General features: G+C 59.1%; 14 protein-coding genes. 10 read left to right on the top strand and 4 right to left on the bottom strand.

Annotation, left to right across the window (positions count from 1 at the left end; genetic code table 11):
- Window positions 1–14 precede the first annotated feature (14 nt).
- A complete protein-coding gene (locus tag AACY42_RS11785; RefSeq protein ID WP_003177394.1) occupies window positions 15–230 on the top strand; it encodes a TOBE domain-containing protein in 216 nt (71 codons plus the stop codon).
- 69 nt (window positions 231–299) lie between these two features.
- Here AACY42_RS11785 and AACY42_RS11780 read toward each other — a convergent pair whose 3' ends face one another.
- Window positions 300–932: a TetR/AcrR family transcriptional regulator gene (locus AACY42_RS11780; RefSeq protein ID WP_339479476.1), complete on the bottom strand. Its 633-nt coding sequence runs from the start codon at window positions 930–932 to the stop codon at window positions 300–302.
- Window positions 933–1,170: 238 nt separating this feature from the next.
- On the bottom strand, window positions 1,171–2,547 hold the full coding sequence (locus tag AACY42_RS11775; RefSeq protein WP_339479475.1) for a glutamine synthetase family protein: 1,377 nt from the start codon (window positions 2,545–2,547) through the stop codon (window positions 1,171–1,173).
- Window positions 2,548–2,825: 278 nt separating this feature from the next.
- Between AACY42_RS11775 and AACY42_RS11770 the strand changes: the two genes are divergently transcribed.
- The 8 genes from AACY42_RS11770 to AACY42_RS11735 all read left to right on the top strand — a co-directional run bounded on the left by AACY42_RS11770 (window position 2,826) and on the right by AACY42_RS11735 (window position 12,158).
- A complete protein-coding gene (locus AACY42_RS11770) occupies window positions 2,826–3,602 on the top strand; it encodes a gamma-glutamyl-gamma-aminobutyrate hydrolase family protein (protein WP_339479474.1) in 777 nt (258 codons plus the stop codon).
- Window positions 3,603–3,642: 40 nt separating this feature from the next.
- Window positions 3,643–5,001, top strand: coding sequence for a glutamine synthetase family protein (locus tag AACY42_RS11765; protein ID WP_339479472.1), 1,359 nt, complete (start codon window positions 3,643–3,645; stop codon window positions 4,999–5,001).
- A gap of 58 nt (window positions 5,002–5,059) precedes the next feature.
- The gene (locus AACY42_RS11760; RefSeq protein ID WP_339479471.1) at window positions 5,060–6,424 is read left to right on the top strand and encodes an aspartate aminotransferase family protein; all 1,365 of its coding nucleotides are present in this window, start codon (window positions 5,060–5,062) and stop codon (window positions 6,422–6,424) included.
- 340 nt (window positions 6,425–6,764) lie between these two features.
- Window positions 6,765–7,862, top strand: coding sequence for a polyamine ABC transporter substrate-binding protein (locus AACY42_RS11755; protein WP_339479717.1), 1,098 nt, complete (start codon window positions 6,765–6,767; stop codon window positions 7,860–7,862).
- Between the two features lie 184 nt (window positions 7,863–8,046).
- Window positions 8,047–9,144 carry a polyamine ABC transporter substrate-binding protein gene (locus AACY42_RS11750; RefSeq protein ID WP_339479469.1) on the top strand — a complete coding sequence of 366 codons (1,098 nt, stop codon included), beginning with the start codon at window positions 8,047–8,049 and terminating at the stop codon, window positions 9,142–9,144.
- 70 nt (window positions 9,145–9,214) lie between these two features.
- Window positions 9,215–10,357: an ABC transporter ATP-binding protein gene (locus tag AACY42_RS11745; protein ID WP_339479468.1), complete on the top strand. Its 1,143-nt coding sequence runs from the start codon at window positions 9,215–9,217 to the stop codon at window positions 10,355–10,357.
- Window positions 10,354–11,274, top strand: a complete 921-nt coding sequence (locus AACY42_RS11740; protein WP_339479466.1) for an ABC transporter permease subunit — start codon at window positions 10,354–10,356, stop codon at window positions 11,272–11,274. Before AACY42_RS11745 ends, AACY42_RS11740 begins: the two co-directional genes overlap by 4 nt.
- On the top strand, window positions 11,271–12,158 hold the full coding sequence (locus AACY42_RS11735; protein ID WP_339479464.1) for an ABC transporter permease subunit: 888 nt from the start codon (window positions 11,271–11,273) through the stop codon (window positions 12,156–12,158). The genes AACY42_RS11740 and AACY42_RS11735 overlap by 4 nt, the downstream gene beginning before the upstream one ends.
- A gap of 138 nt (window positions 12,159–12,296) precedes the next feature.
- Here AACY42_RS11735 and AACY42_RS11730 read toward each other — a convergent pair whose 3' ends face one another.
- Together AACY42_RS11730 and AACY42_RS11725 are read right to left on the bottom strand one after the other, a co-directional pair.
- Window positions 12,297–12,638, bottom strand: coding sequence for a carboxymuconolactone decarboxylase family protein (locus AACY42_RS11730; protein WP_003206631.1), 342 nt, complete (start codon window positions 12,636–12,638; stop codon window positions 12,297–12,299).
- Between the two features lie 99 nt (window positions 12,639–12,737).
- On the bottom strand, window positions 12,738–15,146 hold the full coding sequence (locus tag AACY42_RS11725) for a penicillin acylase family protein (protein ID WP_339479462.1): 2,409 nt from the start codon (window positions 15,144–15,146) through the stop codon (window positions 12,738–12,740).
- Window positions 15,147–15,400: 254 nt separating this feature from the next.
- Here AACY42_RS11725 and AACY42_RS11720 point away from each other — a divergent pair, with 254 nt between their 5' ends.
- Complete coding sequence (locus AACY42_RS11720; RefSeq protein ID WP_339479461.1) at window positions 15,401–16,117, top strand: hypothetical protein; 717 nt, start codon at window positions 15,401–15,403, stop codon at window positions 16,115–16,117.
- Window positions 16,118–16,273 lie beyond the last annotated feature (156 nt).

Raw genomic sequence — 16,273 nt, 5'->3', positions numbered from 1 at the left:
CAGGAATCGACACCATGACCATCAAAGCCATCAACGTACGCAACCAGTTCAAAGGCACCATCAAGGAAATCGTCGAAGGCGACGTGTTGTCGGAAATCGACGTGCAGACCGCGTCGGGCATCGTCACTTCGGTCATCACCACCCGCTCGGTCAAGGAGTTGGAACTGGCGATCGGCAGCGAAGTGATTGCCTTCGTCAAATCCACCGAGGTGTCTATCGCCAAGTTGTGAGCGATGCCTGACCCACAGCCCCGGACGGTGTGAGCCCTTCGGGGCTTTCTGGTTCCTGGCGATCAGCGATCAATCAGAGCGCTTGGGCAAATACGGCGGCAGATACAGCCCCAGGTACGCATCGAACACCCGCATGCCTTCTTCGGCCATGCGCGGGGTGATCTGGCCATGTTGTTGTACCGAGCGGGCGTAGACGCGGTCGGCCAGTTCCATGGCCAGGGCGAACACGTCGACATCGCCGGGCAGGGGCGGCAGGGCGAAATGGTGATCGAACACCTTATGCATCAGGTCGCCCAGTTCGAGGTCGTGCTGGCGGTCGGCCTGAGTGACTTCGGTCAGGCCGTGCTGGGCCAGGATCAGTTGGCGAGCGGCGGCATCCTGGCTGTAGATGATGAGCATGCGCTGTTCCACCAGCCGTGACAGGTCGTGCCAGTGGTTCAACGTCGCGTGATCGATCGGTGCTTGCAGGCTGGCGCGAAAGGCGGCGTGGACGTCGGCGGTCAGGGCTTCGAGCAGGGCCGGGACGCTGGCGAAGAAGTGGTACACGGAAGAGGGCGGGATCCCGGCGCGCTCGGCGACGCTGTAGATCGATAGGCTGGCCACGCCTTCGGCAGCAAGCAGCGTACGGGCGGCATCAAGAATGCTGTCGATCCGGGCCTGGCTGCGTGCGCGGGGTTTGCGGGGGGGGGCGATGCGCGTCATGGGCGTCTCCTGCGGGGCTGCCGGGCATTGTACGAGTCGGGTCCTGTGTTGTCTGCCAGGCTGGCATCGCGGGCAGCCTTGCTCCCAGAGCAATATATTGTGAATGAGACCAAATGATCACAAAGAGCCCCTGTGGGGGCTGAGCTTGCTCGCGATCCGCCGAAGGCGGCCATTCACCCAAATAAGAAAACGCCGCAGGCCATAAGGCCTGCGGCGTTTCTTTGTTTACCGCAGCCGCTTACACGGTATGCAGGTACCAGTTGTACTCGAGGTCAGAGATGGAGTGTTCGAACTCCTCCAGCTCGCTCTCCTTGCAGGCCACGAAGATATCGATGTATTTCGGGTCGATGTACTTGGCCATGACTTCGCTGTCGTCCAGCTCGCGCAGAGCATCGCGCAAGTTGTTCGGCAAGCTTTGCTCGTGCTGCTCGTAGCTATTGCCTTCCACCGGCGCACCGGGCTCGATCTTGTTGACCAGGCCATGGTGCACACCTGCCAACACGGAGGCCATCAGCAGGTACGGGTTGGCATCGGCACCGGCGACGCGGTGTTCCAGGCGCACGGCATCGGCCGAACCGGTAGGGACGCGCAAGGCCACGGTGCGGTTGTCCAAACCCCAGGTCGGCGAGTTCGGCACATAGAACTGTGCGCCGAAACGACGGTAGGAGTTGACGTTCGGGCAGAGGAAAGCCATCTGCGCGGGCAGGGTCTCGAGCACACCGCCGATCGCATGACGCAATGCGGCGTTCTGCTCGGGATCCTCGCTGGCAAAAATATTCTTGCCATCTTTATCAAGAATCGAGATGTGGACGTGCAGACCATTACCCGCCTGGCCCGGATAAGGCTTGGCCATGAAGGTGGTGTCCATTTCATGGTCGTAGGCGATGTTCTTGATCAGGCGCTTGAGCAGGACCGCGTAGTCACAGGCCTTGATCGGGTCGGCCACGTGGTGCAAGTTCACTTCGAACTGCGCCGGGGCACTTTCCTTGACGATGGCGTCGGCGGGGATGCCTTGCTCCTTGGCCCCTTCCAGAATGTCCTGGAGGCAATCGACGTATTCGTCGAGGTCATCGATCAGGTAGACCTGGGTCGAATGCGGGCGTTTGCCGGAAATCGGCGAGCGGGGCGGTTGTGGGCGTCCATTCACGTTCTCCTGGTCGATCAGGTAGAACTCCAGCTCGAATGCGGCGCAGATAGTCAGGCCCAGTTCATCGAACTTGGTCACGACTTGACGCAGGACTTCACGCGGGTCGGCGAAGAAAGGCTCGCCTTCGAGTTCGTGCATGGTCATCAACAGTTGCGCAGTTGGGCGCTTCTGCCAAGGCTCGTTGCACAGGGTGTCAGGGATTGGATAACAGATCCGGTCGGCATCGCCGATGTCCAGACCCAGGCCGGTGCTTTCCACCGTAGAGCCATTGATATCCAGGGCAAATAAAGAGGCCGGCAGGTTGATGCCTTTCTCGTAAACCTTGTGGAGGCTGGTGCGTTCTATGCGCTTGCCGCGCACCACACCATTCATATCCGCAATCAGAAGGTCAACGTACAGAACCTCAGGATGTTCCTTAAGGAACGCGTTCGCTTCGTTAAGCTGAACGGCACGCGGGGGTACCGACATGATGCAACACCTTTGTTGTTAAAAATATCAATCATTGATCTCTTTGAAAGCCAGTCAACCCGAACGGCATGCCGAAGTCAAGCAGGGCGTTTTTTGCCCTAAAAAAGCACCGGCAGGGCTTTTTTGAGGCAATTTAGGGCGTTTTTTTCCCTTTAAGGGGCTTGGCGCCCGCAGCCTTGAGCGGGCCGTGTTGTATTTTTTACGGGGGTGTTGTGTAAAAAAATGAACAAGGCTAAGCTCGATTCAAACCCATAACAGCAATAATACCGGGGTGCTTCATGTCTCGCCTGCCGTTAATCGGCGTCACCACCTGCTCCAGGCAGATTGGTCTGCATACTTATCACACCAGTGGCGATAAATATTCCCGGGCTGTCGCGACAGCCGCCAAGGGCCTGCCAGTGCTGCTTCCGTCCCTGGCGGATCTGTTCCCGCCGTCCGATATTCTGGACGCCCTGGACGGTATTCTTCTGACGGGCTCTCCTTCTAATGTAGAACCTTTTCATTACCAGGGCCTGGCCAGTTCACCTGGCACTGCTCATGATCCTGCACGGGACGCCACCACCTTGCCGCTGATCCGCGCCGCTGTCGCTGCGGGCATCCCGGTGCTGGGCATTTGCCGTGGTTTCCAGGAGATGAACGTAGCCTTTGGCGGCAGCCTGCATCAGAACGTTCATGAAGTCGGAACGTTCATCGATCATCGTGAAGACGATACTCAAGCGGTGGATGTTCAATACGGCCCTGCTCACGCCGTGCATGTCCAGCCTGGCGGTGTACTGGCAGGCCTGGGGTTGCCTCAACAGATAGCGGTCAATTCGATCCACAGCCAGGGCATCGAGCGCCTGGCGCCTGGGTTGCGGGCCGAAGCGGTGGCGCCCGATGGCCTGATCGAGGCTGTTTCGGTGCCAGAAGGCAAGGCTTTTGCTTTAGGTGTGCAATGGCACCCCGAATGGGAGGTAAGCTCTAACCCGCACTACCTTGCGATTTTCCAGGCATTTGGCGATGCCTGCCGAGCAAGGGCAGTACAACGCGACGCCGATGCGTCAAACAACGCCTGACGACTAATAGCAGTCAGGAAACTCACGCCTAGAGGCATTTATGAGTAACAACCTCGACCAGCTCACCGATTGGTTGAAAGACCACAAGATCACAGAAGTCGAATGCATGATTGGCGACCTGACCGGTATCACCCGGGGCAAGATCTCGCCGACCAACAAGTTCATCGCCGAGAAAGGCATGCGCCTGCCCGAGAGCGTTCTGCTCCAGACCGTTACGGGCGACTATGTCGAAGACGACATCTATTACGAACTGCTCGACCCCGCCGACATCGACATGATCTGCCGTCCGGACGAGAACGCAGTATTCCTTGTGCCCTGGGCCATCGAGCCCACAGCCCAAGTCATTCACGACGCCTACGACAAGCAGGGCAACCCCATCGAGCTGTCGCCGCGCAACGTGCTCAAGAAAGTGCTCAAGCTCTACGCCGACAGAGGTTGGCAGCCGATCGTCGCGCCGGAAATGGAGTTCTACTTGACCAAGCGCAGCGACGACCCGGACTTTCCGCTGCAACCGCCCGTTGGTCGCTCCGGCCGCCCCGAAACCGGCCGGCAGTCCTTCTCGATCGAAGCGGCCAACGAGTTCGACCCACTGTTCGAAGACGTCTACGACTGGTGCGAACTGCAGGAACTGGACCTCGATACCCTGATCCACGAGGACGGCACGGCGCAGATGGAAATCAATTTCCGTCATGGCGATGCCCTGTCCCTGGCCGACCAGATCCTGGTGTTCAAGCGCACCATGCGCGAGGCAGCACTCAAGCACGACGTGGCCGCCACCTTCATGGCCAAGCCCATGACTGGCGAGCCGGGCAGTGCGATGCACCTGCACCAGAGCATCATCGACAAGGAAACCGGCAAGAACGTCTTCTCCAATGAAGACGGGACCATGAGCGATCTGTTCCTGCACCACATCGGTGGCCTGCAGAAATTCATCCCCGAGCTGTTGCCGCTGTTCGCCCCCAACGTCAACTCGTTCCGCCGCTTCCTGCCGGACACGTCGGCGCCGGTGAACGTGGAGTGGGGCGAAGAGAACCGCACCGTGGGCCTGCGCGTGCCGGATGCCGGGCCGCAGAACCGTCGGGTGGAAAACCGCTTGCCGGGCGCCGATGCCAACCCGTACCTGGCGATTGCCGCCAGCCTGCTGTGTGGCTTCATCGGTATGGTCGAAGGCATCAACCCGAGCGCGCCAGTGGTGGGCCGAGGCTACGAACGCCGCAACTTGCGTTTGCCGCTGACCATCGAAGACGCCTTGGAACGCATGGAAAACAGCACCACCATCGAGAAATACCTGGGCAAGAAATTCATCACAGGCTACGTCGCGGTCAAGCGGGCCGAGCATGAAAATTTCAAGCGCGTCATCAGTTCGTGGGAGCGGGAATTCCTGCTCTTCGCCGTCTGAAGCGCCGGACGGGGCTGCTTCAGGCAGCTTCGCCCTCACCGATTAAAGGAGAACTGGCATGACCCGCAACAACCCGCAAACCCGTGAATGGCAGGCCCTGAGCAACGATCACCACCTGGCGCCGTTCAGCGATTTCAAGCAGCTCAAAGAGAAAGGCCCGCGCATCATCACTCACGCCAAGGGTGTCTACCTCTGGGACAGTGAAGGCAACAAGATCCTCGACGGCATGGCCGGCCTCTGGTGCGTGGCCGTCGGTTATGGCCGGGAGGAATTGGCCGACGCCGCCAGCCAACAGATGCGCGAGCTGCCGTACTACAACCTGTTCTTCCAGACGGCCCACCCGCCGGTGCTGGAATTGTCCAAAGCCATCGCCGACATCGCTCCTGAAGGCATGAACCACGTGTTCTTCACCGGCTCCGGCTCCGAGGGCAACGACACCATGCTGCGGATGGTCCGCCACTATTGGGCAATCAAGGGCCAACCGAACAAGAAAGTCATCATCAGTCGCAAGAACGGCTATCACGGCTCCACCGTGGCCGGCGCGAGCCTGGGCGGCATGACCTATATGCACGAACAGGGCGACCTGCCGATCCCGGGCATTGTCCACATCGCCCAGCCTTACTGGTTCGGTGAAGGCGGCGACATGAGCCCCGAAGAGTTCGGCGTGTGGGCGGCCAACCAGTTGGAAGAAAAGATCCTGGAGATCGGTGTGGACAACGTCGGCGCCTTCATCGCCGAGCCGATCCAGGGCGCCGGTGGCGTGATCGTGCCGCCGGACAGCTACTGGCCGCGCATGAAGGAAATCCTCGCCAAGTACGACATCCTGTTCGTGGCCGACGAAGTGATCTGTGGCTTCGGCCGTACCGGTGAGTGGTTCGGTACCGACCATTACGGGTTGAAACCGCACATGATGACCATCGCCAAGGGCCTGACCTCCGGCTACATCCCCATGGGTGGGCTGATCGTGCGTGATGACGTGGTCGCGGTGCTCAACGAAGGCGGCGACTTCAACCACGGGTTTACCTATTCCGGTCACCCGGTGGCCGCGGCGGTGGCCCTGGAAAACATCCGCATCCTGCGCGACGAAAAGATCATCGAGCGCGTCCATGCTGAAACGGCACCCTATTTGCAGAAGCGTTTGCGGGAACTGAACGATCATCCGCTGGTGGGTGAAGTGCGCGGGGTCGGTTTGCTGGGGGCAATCGAGCTGGTCCAGGACAAGGTCACGCGCAAGCGCTACGAAGGCAAGGGCGTGGGCATGATCTGCCGGCAGTTCTGCTTCGATAACGGGCTGATCATGCGCGCAGTGGGCGACACCATGATCATTGCGCCGCCGCTGGTGATCAGCAAGGCCGAGATCGATGAATTGGTGACCAAGGCGCGGCAGTGCCTGGACCTGACGCTCAGTGCGTTGCAAGGCTAAGTGCTAGGCTCTGAGCGAGGTGCCTGCAAGGGCCTCTCCCAGCGAGAATAAAAGGCTGGACTTGTGTTGAAAGCCTGGCCCGTAACTTGCCAGACTGGTGTCCTGTATCACCAATACGTTCCTTTTTGACGAATGGCTGTTGTCGTCAAGCAAGGCGCCGCGGCGAGTCATAGCCCGCTACGGCGAGGAGCGGCAACGCAGCATGACGGCCACTGACGCCGTCAAAAAGGAACAAGATTTGTGATACAGGACACCGATGGCTGTTCAAGTTGCCCGCGAGCCGGCTACTGAACTGTGGCTAAGAAGAATAACTGGAGCATTTTTCATGAAGGCATTAGGTATGAAGATAGCTGGCAAGACCCTCCTCGCCATGTCCCTGATGGGCGTGATGGCGGGCGCTGTCCAGGCGGACGACAAAGTGCTGCACGTCTATAACTGGTCTGACTACATTGCGCCGGACACCGTCGCCAAGTTCGAGAAAGAATCGGGGATCAAAGTCGTCTACGACGTGTTCGACAGCAACGAAACCCTGGAAGCCAAGTTGCTGGCCGGTAAGTCCGGTTATGACATCGTGGTGCCGTCGAACAACTTCCTCGCCAAGCAGATCAAGGCCGGGGTCTACCAGAAACTCGACAAGTCCAAATTGCCTAACTGGAAAAACCTGAACACCGACCTGCTCAAGGCCGTTTCAGTGAGCGACCCGGGCAACGAGCATGCCTTCCCGTACATGTGGGGTTCGATCGGCATCGGCTTCAACGCCGAGAAGGTCAAGGCGGCCCTGGGGGCCGACGCGCCGACCAACTCGTGGGACCTGCTGTTCAAGCCGGAAAACGCCGCCAAGCTGAAATCCTGCGGCATCAGCTTTCTCGACTCGCCGACGGAGATGATCCCGGTGGCGCTGCATTATCTGGGCTACCCGACCGACAGCCAGGACAAGAAACAACTGGCTGAAGCCGAGGCACTGTTCCTCAAGATCCGTCCTTCGATTGGTTACTTCCATTCCTCCAAGTACATCTCCGACCTGGCCAACGGCAACATCTGCGTAGCGGTCGGCTACTCGGGCGACATCTACCAGGCCAAGTCCCGTGCTGCCGAAGCCGGCGGCAAGGTTAAAGTCAGCTACAACATTCCGAAGGAAGGTGCTGGCAGCTTCTTCGACATGGTCGCCATCCCCAAGGATGCCGAGAACGTCGAGGGTGCCTACAAGTTCATGACCTTCCTGCAAAAGCCGGAAATCATGGCTGAAATCACCGACACCGTGAGCTTCCCGAACGGCAACGCGGCCTCCACGCCGCTGGTCAGCAAGGAAATCACCAGCGACCCGGGCATCTACCCGCCGGCAGACGTGCAAGCCAAGCTTTACGCGATTGCCGACCTGCCCGCCGCGACCCAGCGGATCATGACCCGCAGCTGGACCAAGATCAAATCCGGTAGATAAGCCGGCCTGAAGCATCTTCCTGTTGTCGCTGCCATCGCGGTGGCGGCAACAGGAGCCATTAAATAACTAAAAGTTTTGCTGGATCGGTTTATCGAGGGTAAGTTGCGCGCCGGTTTTGTTGCAGGGCCTCTCTTGGCCAAGTAACGGGGGCAACTTGGGCCCAACTATTTAAGAGGACCTCCACGTGCCAGTCTTTTCTTTGTTACGTAACGCCTTGCTGGTCGGTGCCGGCCTGACGCTCGCCGTCAGCGTCCAGGCCGCCTCCACCGTGCATATTTATAATTGGTCGGACTACATCGGCGAGACCACCCTGGCGGATTTCGAAAAAGCCACTGGCATCAAGCCGGTGTATGACGTGTTCGACTCCAACGAAACCCTGGAAGGCAAGTTGCTGGCCGGGCGCACCGGCTACGACGTGGTGGTGCCGTCCAACCACTTCCTGGGCAAGCAAATCAAGGCCGGAGCGTTCCAGAAGCTCGATAAGGCGCAGTTGCCCAACTACGCCAACCTCGACCCTGTGCTGCTCAAGCGCCTGGAAAAGAACGACCCGGGCAACCAGTACGCCGTGCCTTATCTGTGGGGCACCAACGGCATTGGCTACAACGTCGAGAAGATCAAGGCGGTGCTGGGGGTCGAAAAGATCGATTCGTGGGCCATGCTGTTCGAGCCGGAAAACATCAAGAAGCTGTCCAGCTGCGGCGTTTCGTTCCTCGACTCGGGTGACGAGATGATCCCGGCGATGCTCAATTACCTGGGCCTGGATCCCAACAGCGAAGACCCTGAAGACTACAAGAAGGCCGAGGCCCAGCTCCTCAAGATCCGGCCTTACGTGACCTACTTCAACTCCTCCAAGTACATCTCTGACCTGGCCAATGGCGAGATCTGCGTGGCCGCCGGTTTCTCCGGTGACGTCTTCCAGGCCCGCGCCCGTGCCAGTGAGGCCGGTAAAGGCATCGAAATCGTCTATGTGATCCCCAAGGAAGGCGCCAACCTCTGGTTCGACATGCTGGCGATCCCGCGCGACGCCACCAACGTCAAGCAAGCGCATGCCTTCATCAACTACCTGCTCAAGCCTGAGGTCATCGCCCAGGTCAGCGACGCAGTCGGTTATGCCAACCCCAACCCGAGGGCTGGCGAACTGATGGATCAGGAAGTACGCACCGACGAAGCGGTTTACCCACCGCAAGCGGTCGTCGACAAGCTCTACGTCAACTCCGAGTTGCCGCGCAAGATCCAACGACTCATGACCCGCAGCTGGACCAAGGTCAAGTCGGGTAAATAACGTCAACACTCTTAAGGTTCGTCCGCGTGGGGCGAACTGAAAATCTGCAAAATCTGTGGGAGTTTCGTAAATGGCAGTTGCCTCCGGCGCCTATAAGAAAGCCCTCGAGGGCGACCAGACACCCAAGCAGGTGTTGGTCAAAATCGACCGGGTCACGAAGAAGTTCGACGAGACGATTGCCGTGGACGATGTGTCCCTGGAAATCAAGAAAGGCGAGATATTCGCCCTGCTCGGCGGTTCGGGATCGGGCAAGTCCACCTTGTTGCGCATGCTGGCCGGTTTCGAGCGGCCCACCGAGGGGCGCATTTTCCTCGACGGTGTAGACATCACCGACTTGCCGCCTTATGAGCGGCCGATCAACATGATGTTCCAGTCCTACGCCTTGTTCCCTCACATGACCGTGGCGCAGAACATCGCCTTCGGCTTGCAACAGGACAAGATCCCGAGAGCCGAGGTCGATGCCCGTGTGGCTGAAATGCTCAAGCTGGTGCAGATGAGCCAGTACGCCAAGCGCAAGCCGCACCAGCTCTCCGGCGGCCAGCGTCAGCGTGTGGCCCTGGCTCGTTCCCTGGCCAAACGGCCCAAGCTGTTGTTGCTCGACGAGCCGATGGGGGCTCTCGACAAGAAACTGCGCTCGCAAATGCAGCTTGAGCTGGTGGAAATCATCGAGCGGGTCGGCGTGACGTGTGTCATGGTGACCCACGATCAGGAAGAGGCCATGACCATGGCCGAACGCATTGCGATCATGCACCTGGGCTGGATCGCCCAGATTGGTAGCCCGATCGACATCTACGAAACCCCGACCAGTCGGCTGGTCTGCGAGTTCATCGGCAACGTCAACATCTTCGAGACCGAAGTGGTGGACGACGCCGAAGGCCACGCGGTGCTGACTTGCAAGGACCTGGACCGCAACATCTACGTGGGTCACGGCATCAGTACTTCGGTGCAGGACAAGTCCGTCACTTACGCCATCCGCCCGGAAAAACTGCTGGTCACCGCCGAGCAGCCGGATTGCGAGCACAACTGGTCCAGCGGCAAGGTCCATGACATCGCCTACCTGGGCGGCCACTCGGTGTTCTACGTCGAGTTGCCGAGCGGCAAGCTGGTGCAGTCCTTCGTCGCCAACGCCGAACGTCGCGGCCAGCGCCCGACCTGGGGCGATCAGGTGTTCGTCTGGTGGGAAGATGACAGCGGCGTGGTGCTTCGCTCATGAACCTGCGCAAATTCAAACGCCGACTCGATCGAATAACGCCCGGTGGCCGCCAGTTGGTCATCGGGGTGCCCTTCATCTGGCTGTTCCTGTTCTTCATGTTGCCGTTCTTCATTGTCCTGAAGATCAGCTTCGCCGAAGCCGACGTGGCCATCCCGCCGTACACCGAGATCTACAGCTACGTCGATCAGAAACTGCAGGTGCTGCTCAACCTCGCCAACTACGTGTTGCTGAGCGAGGACGAGTTGTACATTGCCGCCTACCTCGGCTCGCTGAAGATGGCGCTGATCAGCACCGTCTTGTGCCTGCTGATCGGTTATCCAATGGCCTACGGCATTGCCAATGCCCGCAAAGAGATGCAGACGGTGCTGGTGCTGCTGATCATGATGCCGACTTGGACCGCGATCCTGATCCGCGTCTATGCGTGGATGGGCATCCTCAGCAACAACGGCTTGCTCAACAGCTTTTTGCTGGGCATGGGGTGGATCAGCGAACCGCTGCAGATCCTCAATACCAACTTGGCGGTGTATATCGGGGTCGTCTACTCCTATCTGCCGTTCATGATCCTGCCGTTGTACGCCAACCTGGTGAAGCATGACCCCAGCCTGTTGGAAGCCGCGTCGGACCTGGGTTCGAGCACCTTCAACAGCTTCTGGAAAATCACCGTGCCGCTGTCCAAGAACGGCATCATCGCAGGCGCAATGCTGGTGTTCATCCCCGTGGTGGGCGAGTTCGTGATTCCGGAACTGCTGGGTGGCCCGGAAACCCTGATGATCGGCAAAGTGCTGTGGCAGGAATTCTTCAATAACCGAGACTGGCCGGTGGCATCCGCCCTGGCGGTGGTGATGCTGGCGATCCTGATCGTGCCTATCATCCTGTTCAACCGCAGCCAGGCCAAAGAAATGGAGGGCAAGGAATGAAGCGCTTCAGTTTTTCAAGCCTGATGCTGGTGCTGGGTTTTCTGTTCATCTACGCGCCAATGTTGATCCTGGTGATCTACTCGTTCAACGCCTCGAGACTGGTGACCGTGTGGGGCGGCTGGTCGATCAAGTGGTACGTCGGCCTGCTGGACAACAGCCAGTTGATGGGGTCGGTGCTGCGCTCGCTGGAAATCGCCTGCTACACGGCGATTGCCGCGGTGGCCCTGGGTACCCTGGCAGCCTTCGTACTGACCCGCATTACCCACTTCAAGGGCCGCACGCTGTTCGGTGGCCTGGTCACCGCGCCGCTGGTGATGCCGGAAGTCATCACTGGTCTGTCGCTGTTGCTGCTGTTCGTGGCCATGGCACAGACGATCGGCTGGCCCCAAGAGCGTGGCATCGTCACGATCTGGATCGCCCACACCACGTTCTGCGCGGCCTATGTGGCGGTGGTGGTCTCGGCGCGCTTGCGTGAACTGGACCTGTCCATCGAAGAAGCGGCCATGGACCTCGGTGCGCGGCCGTGGAAGGTGTTCTTTTTGATCACCATCCCGATGATCGCGCCGTCACTGGCGGCGGGGGGCATGATGTCCTTCGCGTTGTCCCTGGATGACCTGGTGCTGGCGAGTTTCGTCTCCGGCCCCGGCTCGACGACCTTGCCGATGGAAGTCTTCTCGGCCGTGCGCCTGGGTGTGAAACCGGAAATCAACGCCGTGGCGAGCCTGATCCTGCTGGCGGTGTCGCTGGTGACCTTCCTGGTCTGGTACTTCAGCCGTCGCGCCGAAGAAAACCGCAAGCGCGCGATCCAGCAAGCCATCGAAGAAAGCGCCGCCGACTCCTGGAAACAACCGGAAGTCCGCCGGGCCGAGACCACGTCGGTCTAACCGACACAGGGAGCAAATGTGGGAGCGAGCAAGCTTGGCTCCCACAGGTTTTTTGGATTGCCTATAAATCCGCAGCCGAATGCAGATCCCATTGTGTGGGAGCCTGCTCGCGATAGCGGCGGGCAGGCTATTGGTCCTTCACTTCTTTAACGCGTCGTGAGCCTCCAGCGCGCGCAGGGAGTAGATGTACGCCGCGCCCGCGTTCAGGGACACCGCGGTGGCCAGGGTGGCGGCGATTTCTTCGCGGGTGGCGCCGGCCTTGATGGCCGCGTCGGTGTGTACGCCAATGCAACCGTCACAGCGCGTGGTGATGGCGACGGCGATGGAGATCAGCTCACGGGTCTTGGCATCGAGCACGTCGTTTTCAGCCGCGGCTTCATCCAGGGCCATGTAGGCCTTGACCATCTTCGGATTGCTTTTGCCCAGGGCGCCAAAGGCGCTCTTGATGGTGGGCAGCAGTTCGGACCAGTTATTGAACATCGCGTTGACTCCTATGAGAGGGGGGGCGTTGACCCCCGGTAGTCTTGACCAACAATGACGATTGAGCGCGTTGGCGATGAAAAATTACACTGGCCAGAATCAGGGTGCGGCCCGGCCCGGTAGCAGCTTCAGGGTCGAGTGGGTATTGGCCAGCACTTCCTCCTCGGCCAAGTGCGCCTGGTGATAGACCCCCTCGATGTACGCCTCGGCCTGGTCCGCGTAATGCTTGTCGAACGCCACGCCGCTCTGGCCAACGGGGTTGATGGTGACGCTGTGGCTCGGGTCGGCGAAATCGATGATGCGCCGCGTCGAAGGCCCATAGGTCACCGGCCACGGTGCCGGACCGATTTTGGCGGAGAGGTTGTTGGGCACCTCGTGGGTGCCGGGTGCCGCGAAGGGGCCGACGTTGAAGAGCCGGTCCAGCGGCTTTTGCAGGCCCAACGGGTGGCCGTGGGTCAGGGTATGGGCCTTGCCCCATTGCCATTGCGTGGCATCGTCGCCGAGGGTGACCTTCAGGTGGGCCAGGCTCTTGTCCCAGGCCTTTTTTACGGTGTCGGCACGGGTCTCTGTGCCGAGGGTCGTGCGGTCATCCCACCACGGTGAATCCTTTGAGGCCGCCAGGCGTGGCAGGGCCGCATCGATGACCCGGGTCGACAGCGAGGTTTCGAAGAAGCCGTCGCCCAGTTCATCGTGCAGGGCGGCGTCGGCCAGGTTGAACAGGAACTGGTTGAACAGCGTGGCGCTGGTGGAGTCCAGGGGGTAATCGCCTGGCCATTGGGCCAGTTGTTCCACCCATTTGCGTTCCTGCGGGTCGCTGACCCCTTCACGCAGCACCGGCAGCAAAGGCGCGAGCAGGCGAGGGCCATAGGCGGTGGTGGTGCCCAGTTGCAGTTTCTGGGTGGTTTCGATGTCCCACTTCGCCTGCTTGTCGCTGAGCGGACGGTTGAGTTGCTGGCCGCGGTCGGCGAGGTTGTAGTACCCCGGGATCTCGATGCCGCCGGCCGGTACGGGTTGGAAATTGGCCGAGACGATGTAGCCCCGCGCCGGGTTTTCTTCCTGGGGGTTGCTGCTGAACGGATAGAAACCTTCCTTTTCCGCCTCCGGGCTGCTGCCGTCGAGGATGAACCCAGGCTTGACGCCGGCCGGCCGCTTGGGCAATTGCGCGGCGGCCCACCAGCCGATGTCCCCCTTGGCGTTGGCCCACACCACGTTCAGCCCGGGGGCGTGGATCTTGGCCGAGGCGCCACGGGCCTTGGCCAGGGTATCGGCGCGGTTGAGCTGGTAAAAGGCGCCGAGGATCGGGTTGCGACTTTTCAGGAATCCCCACCACATGGCGACCGGGGTCTTGCCGGCGTTCGCACCGAGGGCATCGTTGACGATCGGACCGTGGGGCGACTGGCGCAGCACCAGCGTCACCGGCGCCTGGCCCTTGACCGCGATCTGCTGTTCGCTGCGGGTCATGTCCGCCCATTTGTCGCGATACCAGACCTGCTCGGGATTGTCCGGGTTGACCTTCTCGGCGATCAGGTCAAGGTCGTCGTTCTGGAACATGGTGACGCTCCAGCCGAAATCCTTGTTCATGCCCAGCGTCGCAAAGGGCATCAAGGCCTGATAGTGCCCGTAGAGTTCGAAACCCGGCGCGGACAGATGCGCTTCGTACCACACCGACGGCGCGGAAAAACGGATATGCGGGTCACCCGCCAGTAAAGGCTTGCCGCTGTGGGTTCGACTGCCAGAGACCGCCCAGGCATTGCTGCCCTCGAACTGCGGCAGGCCGTTATCGGCCAGGGCCTGCTCGCTCAGGCGGGCCAGGGCGTTGAGGTCTTTCCAGTCGGCGGCGGCCAGGGGCAGGCCGACCTTGCGACCTTCGGCCAGCACGCCCTGGGGCTGCCAGTCGAGGTCGAAGATGCTCAGGTACTCGGCGCCCAGTTGATCACGCACGTAGGTCAACAGGGGTTCGGTGCGAAAGGCGGCGGCGAAGCTATAGGCCATGTAGCCGGTAATGCTCACGGTGTCTTCGGCGGTGAAGGGGCGCTTGGGAATACCCAGCACATCGAACTCCACGGGCCGGGTGTGACTGTCCTGATAGGCGTTGACCCCGTCCAGGTAGGCTTGCATGGCGAGCCAGGCCGGGGATTGTGGGTCCTGCTCGGTCACATAGGCCGCGGCGCGTTCGCGGATTCGCAGGCTGCGCATCAGTTTGTCGGTGTCGAGCAGTTTCGGCCCTAGCACCTCGGCCAGTTCACCACGGGCGAGGCGGCGCATGATCTCCATCTGGAACAGCCGATCCTGGGCATGGACATAACCGAGGGCGCGGTACAGGTCGGTTTCGGTCTCCGCGTGGATATGCGGCACACCGCGTTCGTCGTAGCGCACCGTCACCGAGCCCTGCAACCCTTGCAACTGCACCGTGCCTTGGCGGGTGGGCTGCTTGCTGTAGAGGTAGCCGCCCGCGACGATGATGGCGGTGACGATCAATGACAGGAAGGCGATGAGGGTGCGTTTCATAAAAGTCCTTTTCCTAAATACCGATGGGTATCGATAAACAGCGTAGGGCATTGATCTTGAAAAAATAATAACCCGGCCCGCGACTTGATTTCTACTAAAACAAATTTAGTGTAAGAAGCTTCCTTCGATTTTTTGGGAATTTAACTACAAGAATTCCGTTGCTGGGTGTGAGGGCGAAGCCTATAAAAGATACGGGTGGTTAAATGTTTCATTCATGTTGAGATGGATCTCGAAAAAGCCGTATGGAGGTGGGTGTGTCCGGACTTATGAAGTATGTTTCTCAAAAAATAACAGGCGCTGAACTGGTGAGTGAGCCGTTCAGTTTTTTTGAAGTAAAGGACTTTGTTCCAGCAGAATTGTACAGAGAGTTTATTTCCAGCTTGCCAGCGTTGGATTTATACAAGCCGTTGATGCATAAAAGCACCTTGAGAAATGGGAGTTCGACTCGTTTTGAATTGCCTTTGTCTCTGGAAGGAATTTCGATTGATCTTGGTAAGGTTTTTTCGAGGTCTAAAGTTGCTATTGATATTGTTGAGCTTCTTTGCAGTGAGCCATTCAAGCGTCTTTTGCTGGGAAAGTTTGGCTCTGATCTTGATGTGACACCTTATCCGCATTTGTATAAAGATTTTGCCGGTTTTGATTTGCCTCCGCATACGGATATTGTTGAAAAGGCAATGACATTTGGATGGTATTTGCCAGAAAGTGCGGATTATAAAGAATCAGGGCTTGGGCTGTTTGTAAAAACTGAAGGTGGCTTTGAAGAATTCAGAAGAATTCCTTATGAACCTAATATAGCGTTTGCTTTTTTGAGATCAGACGATAGCTGGCATGGCGCTACACACCATCCCAGTGTTTCTTATGAGAGAAATAGTCTTTTCGTGACATTTTACCGAAGAAGTCATTACAGGGATGGCGCACTGTTGGTCAATGATCCAAATGTCGACCGTAAGGAGATAAGAATCCATGAATGATAAATCGTTGTCAGAAATGGGGTCTGACAGGAATGGCACTTACTTAACGGCTAACTAACTGATACGGCTGCAAAAAATGAAAAAAGGCTGGCCTTGGTCTACGGTGATAGTTGCGAACACACACCGATCAAGCAAGGACACAGCCCGAGTGAATCG

The sequence above is a fragment of the Pseudomonas sp. RL_5y_Pfl2_73 genome (genome assembly GCF_963970515.1).
Classification (GTDB): domain Bacteria; phylum Pseudomonadota; class Gammaproteobacteria; order Pseudomonadales; family Pseudomonadaceae; genus Aquipseudomonas.
Note: the sequence above shows the minus strand (reverse complement) of the source record. Positions and strands in the feature narration are given on the sequence as shown.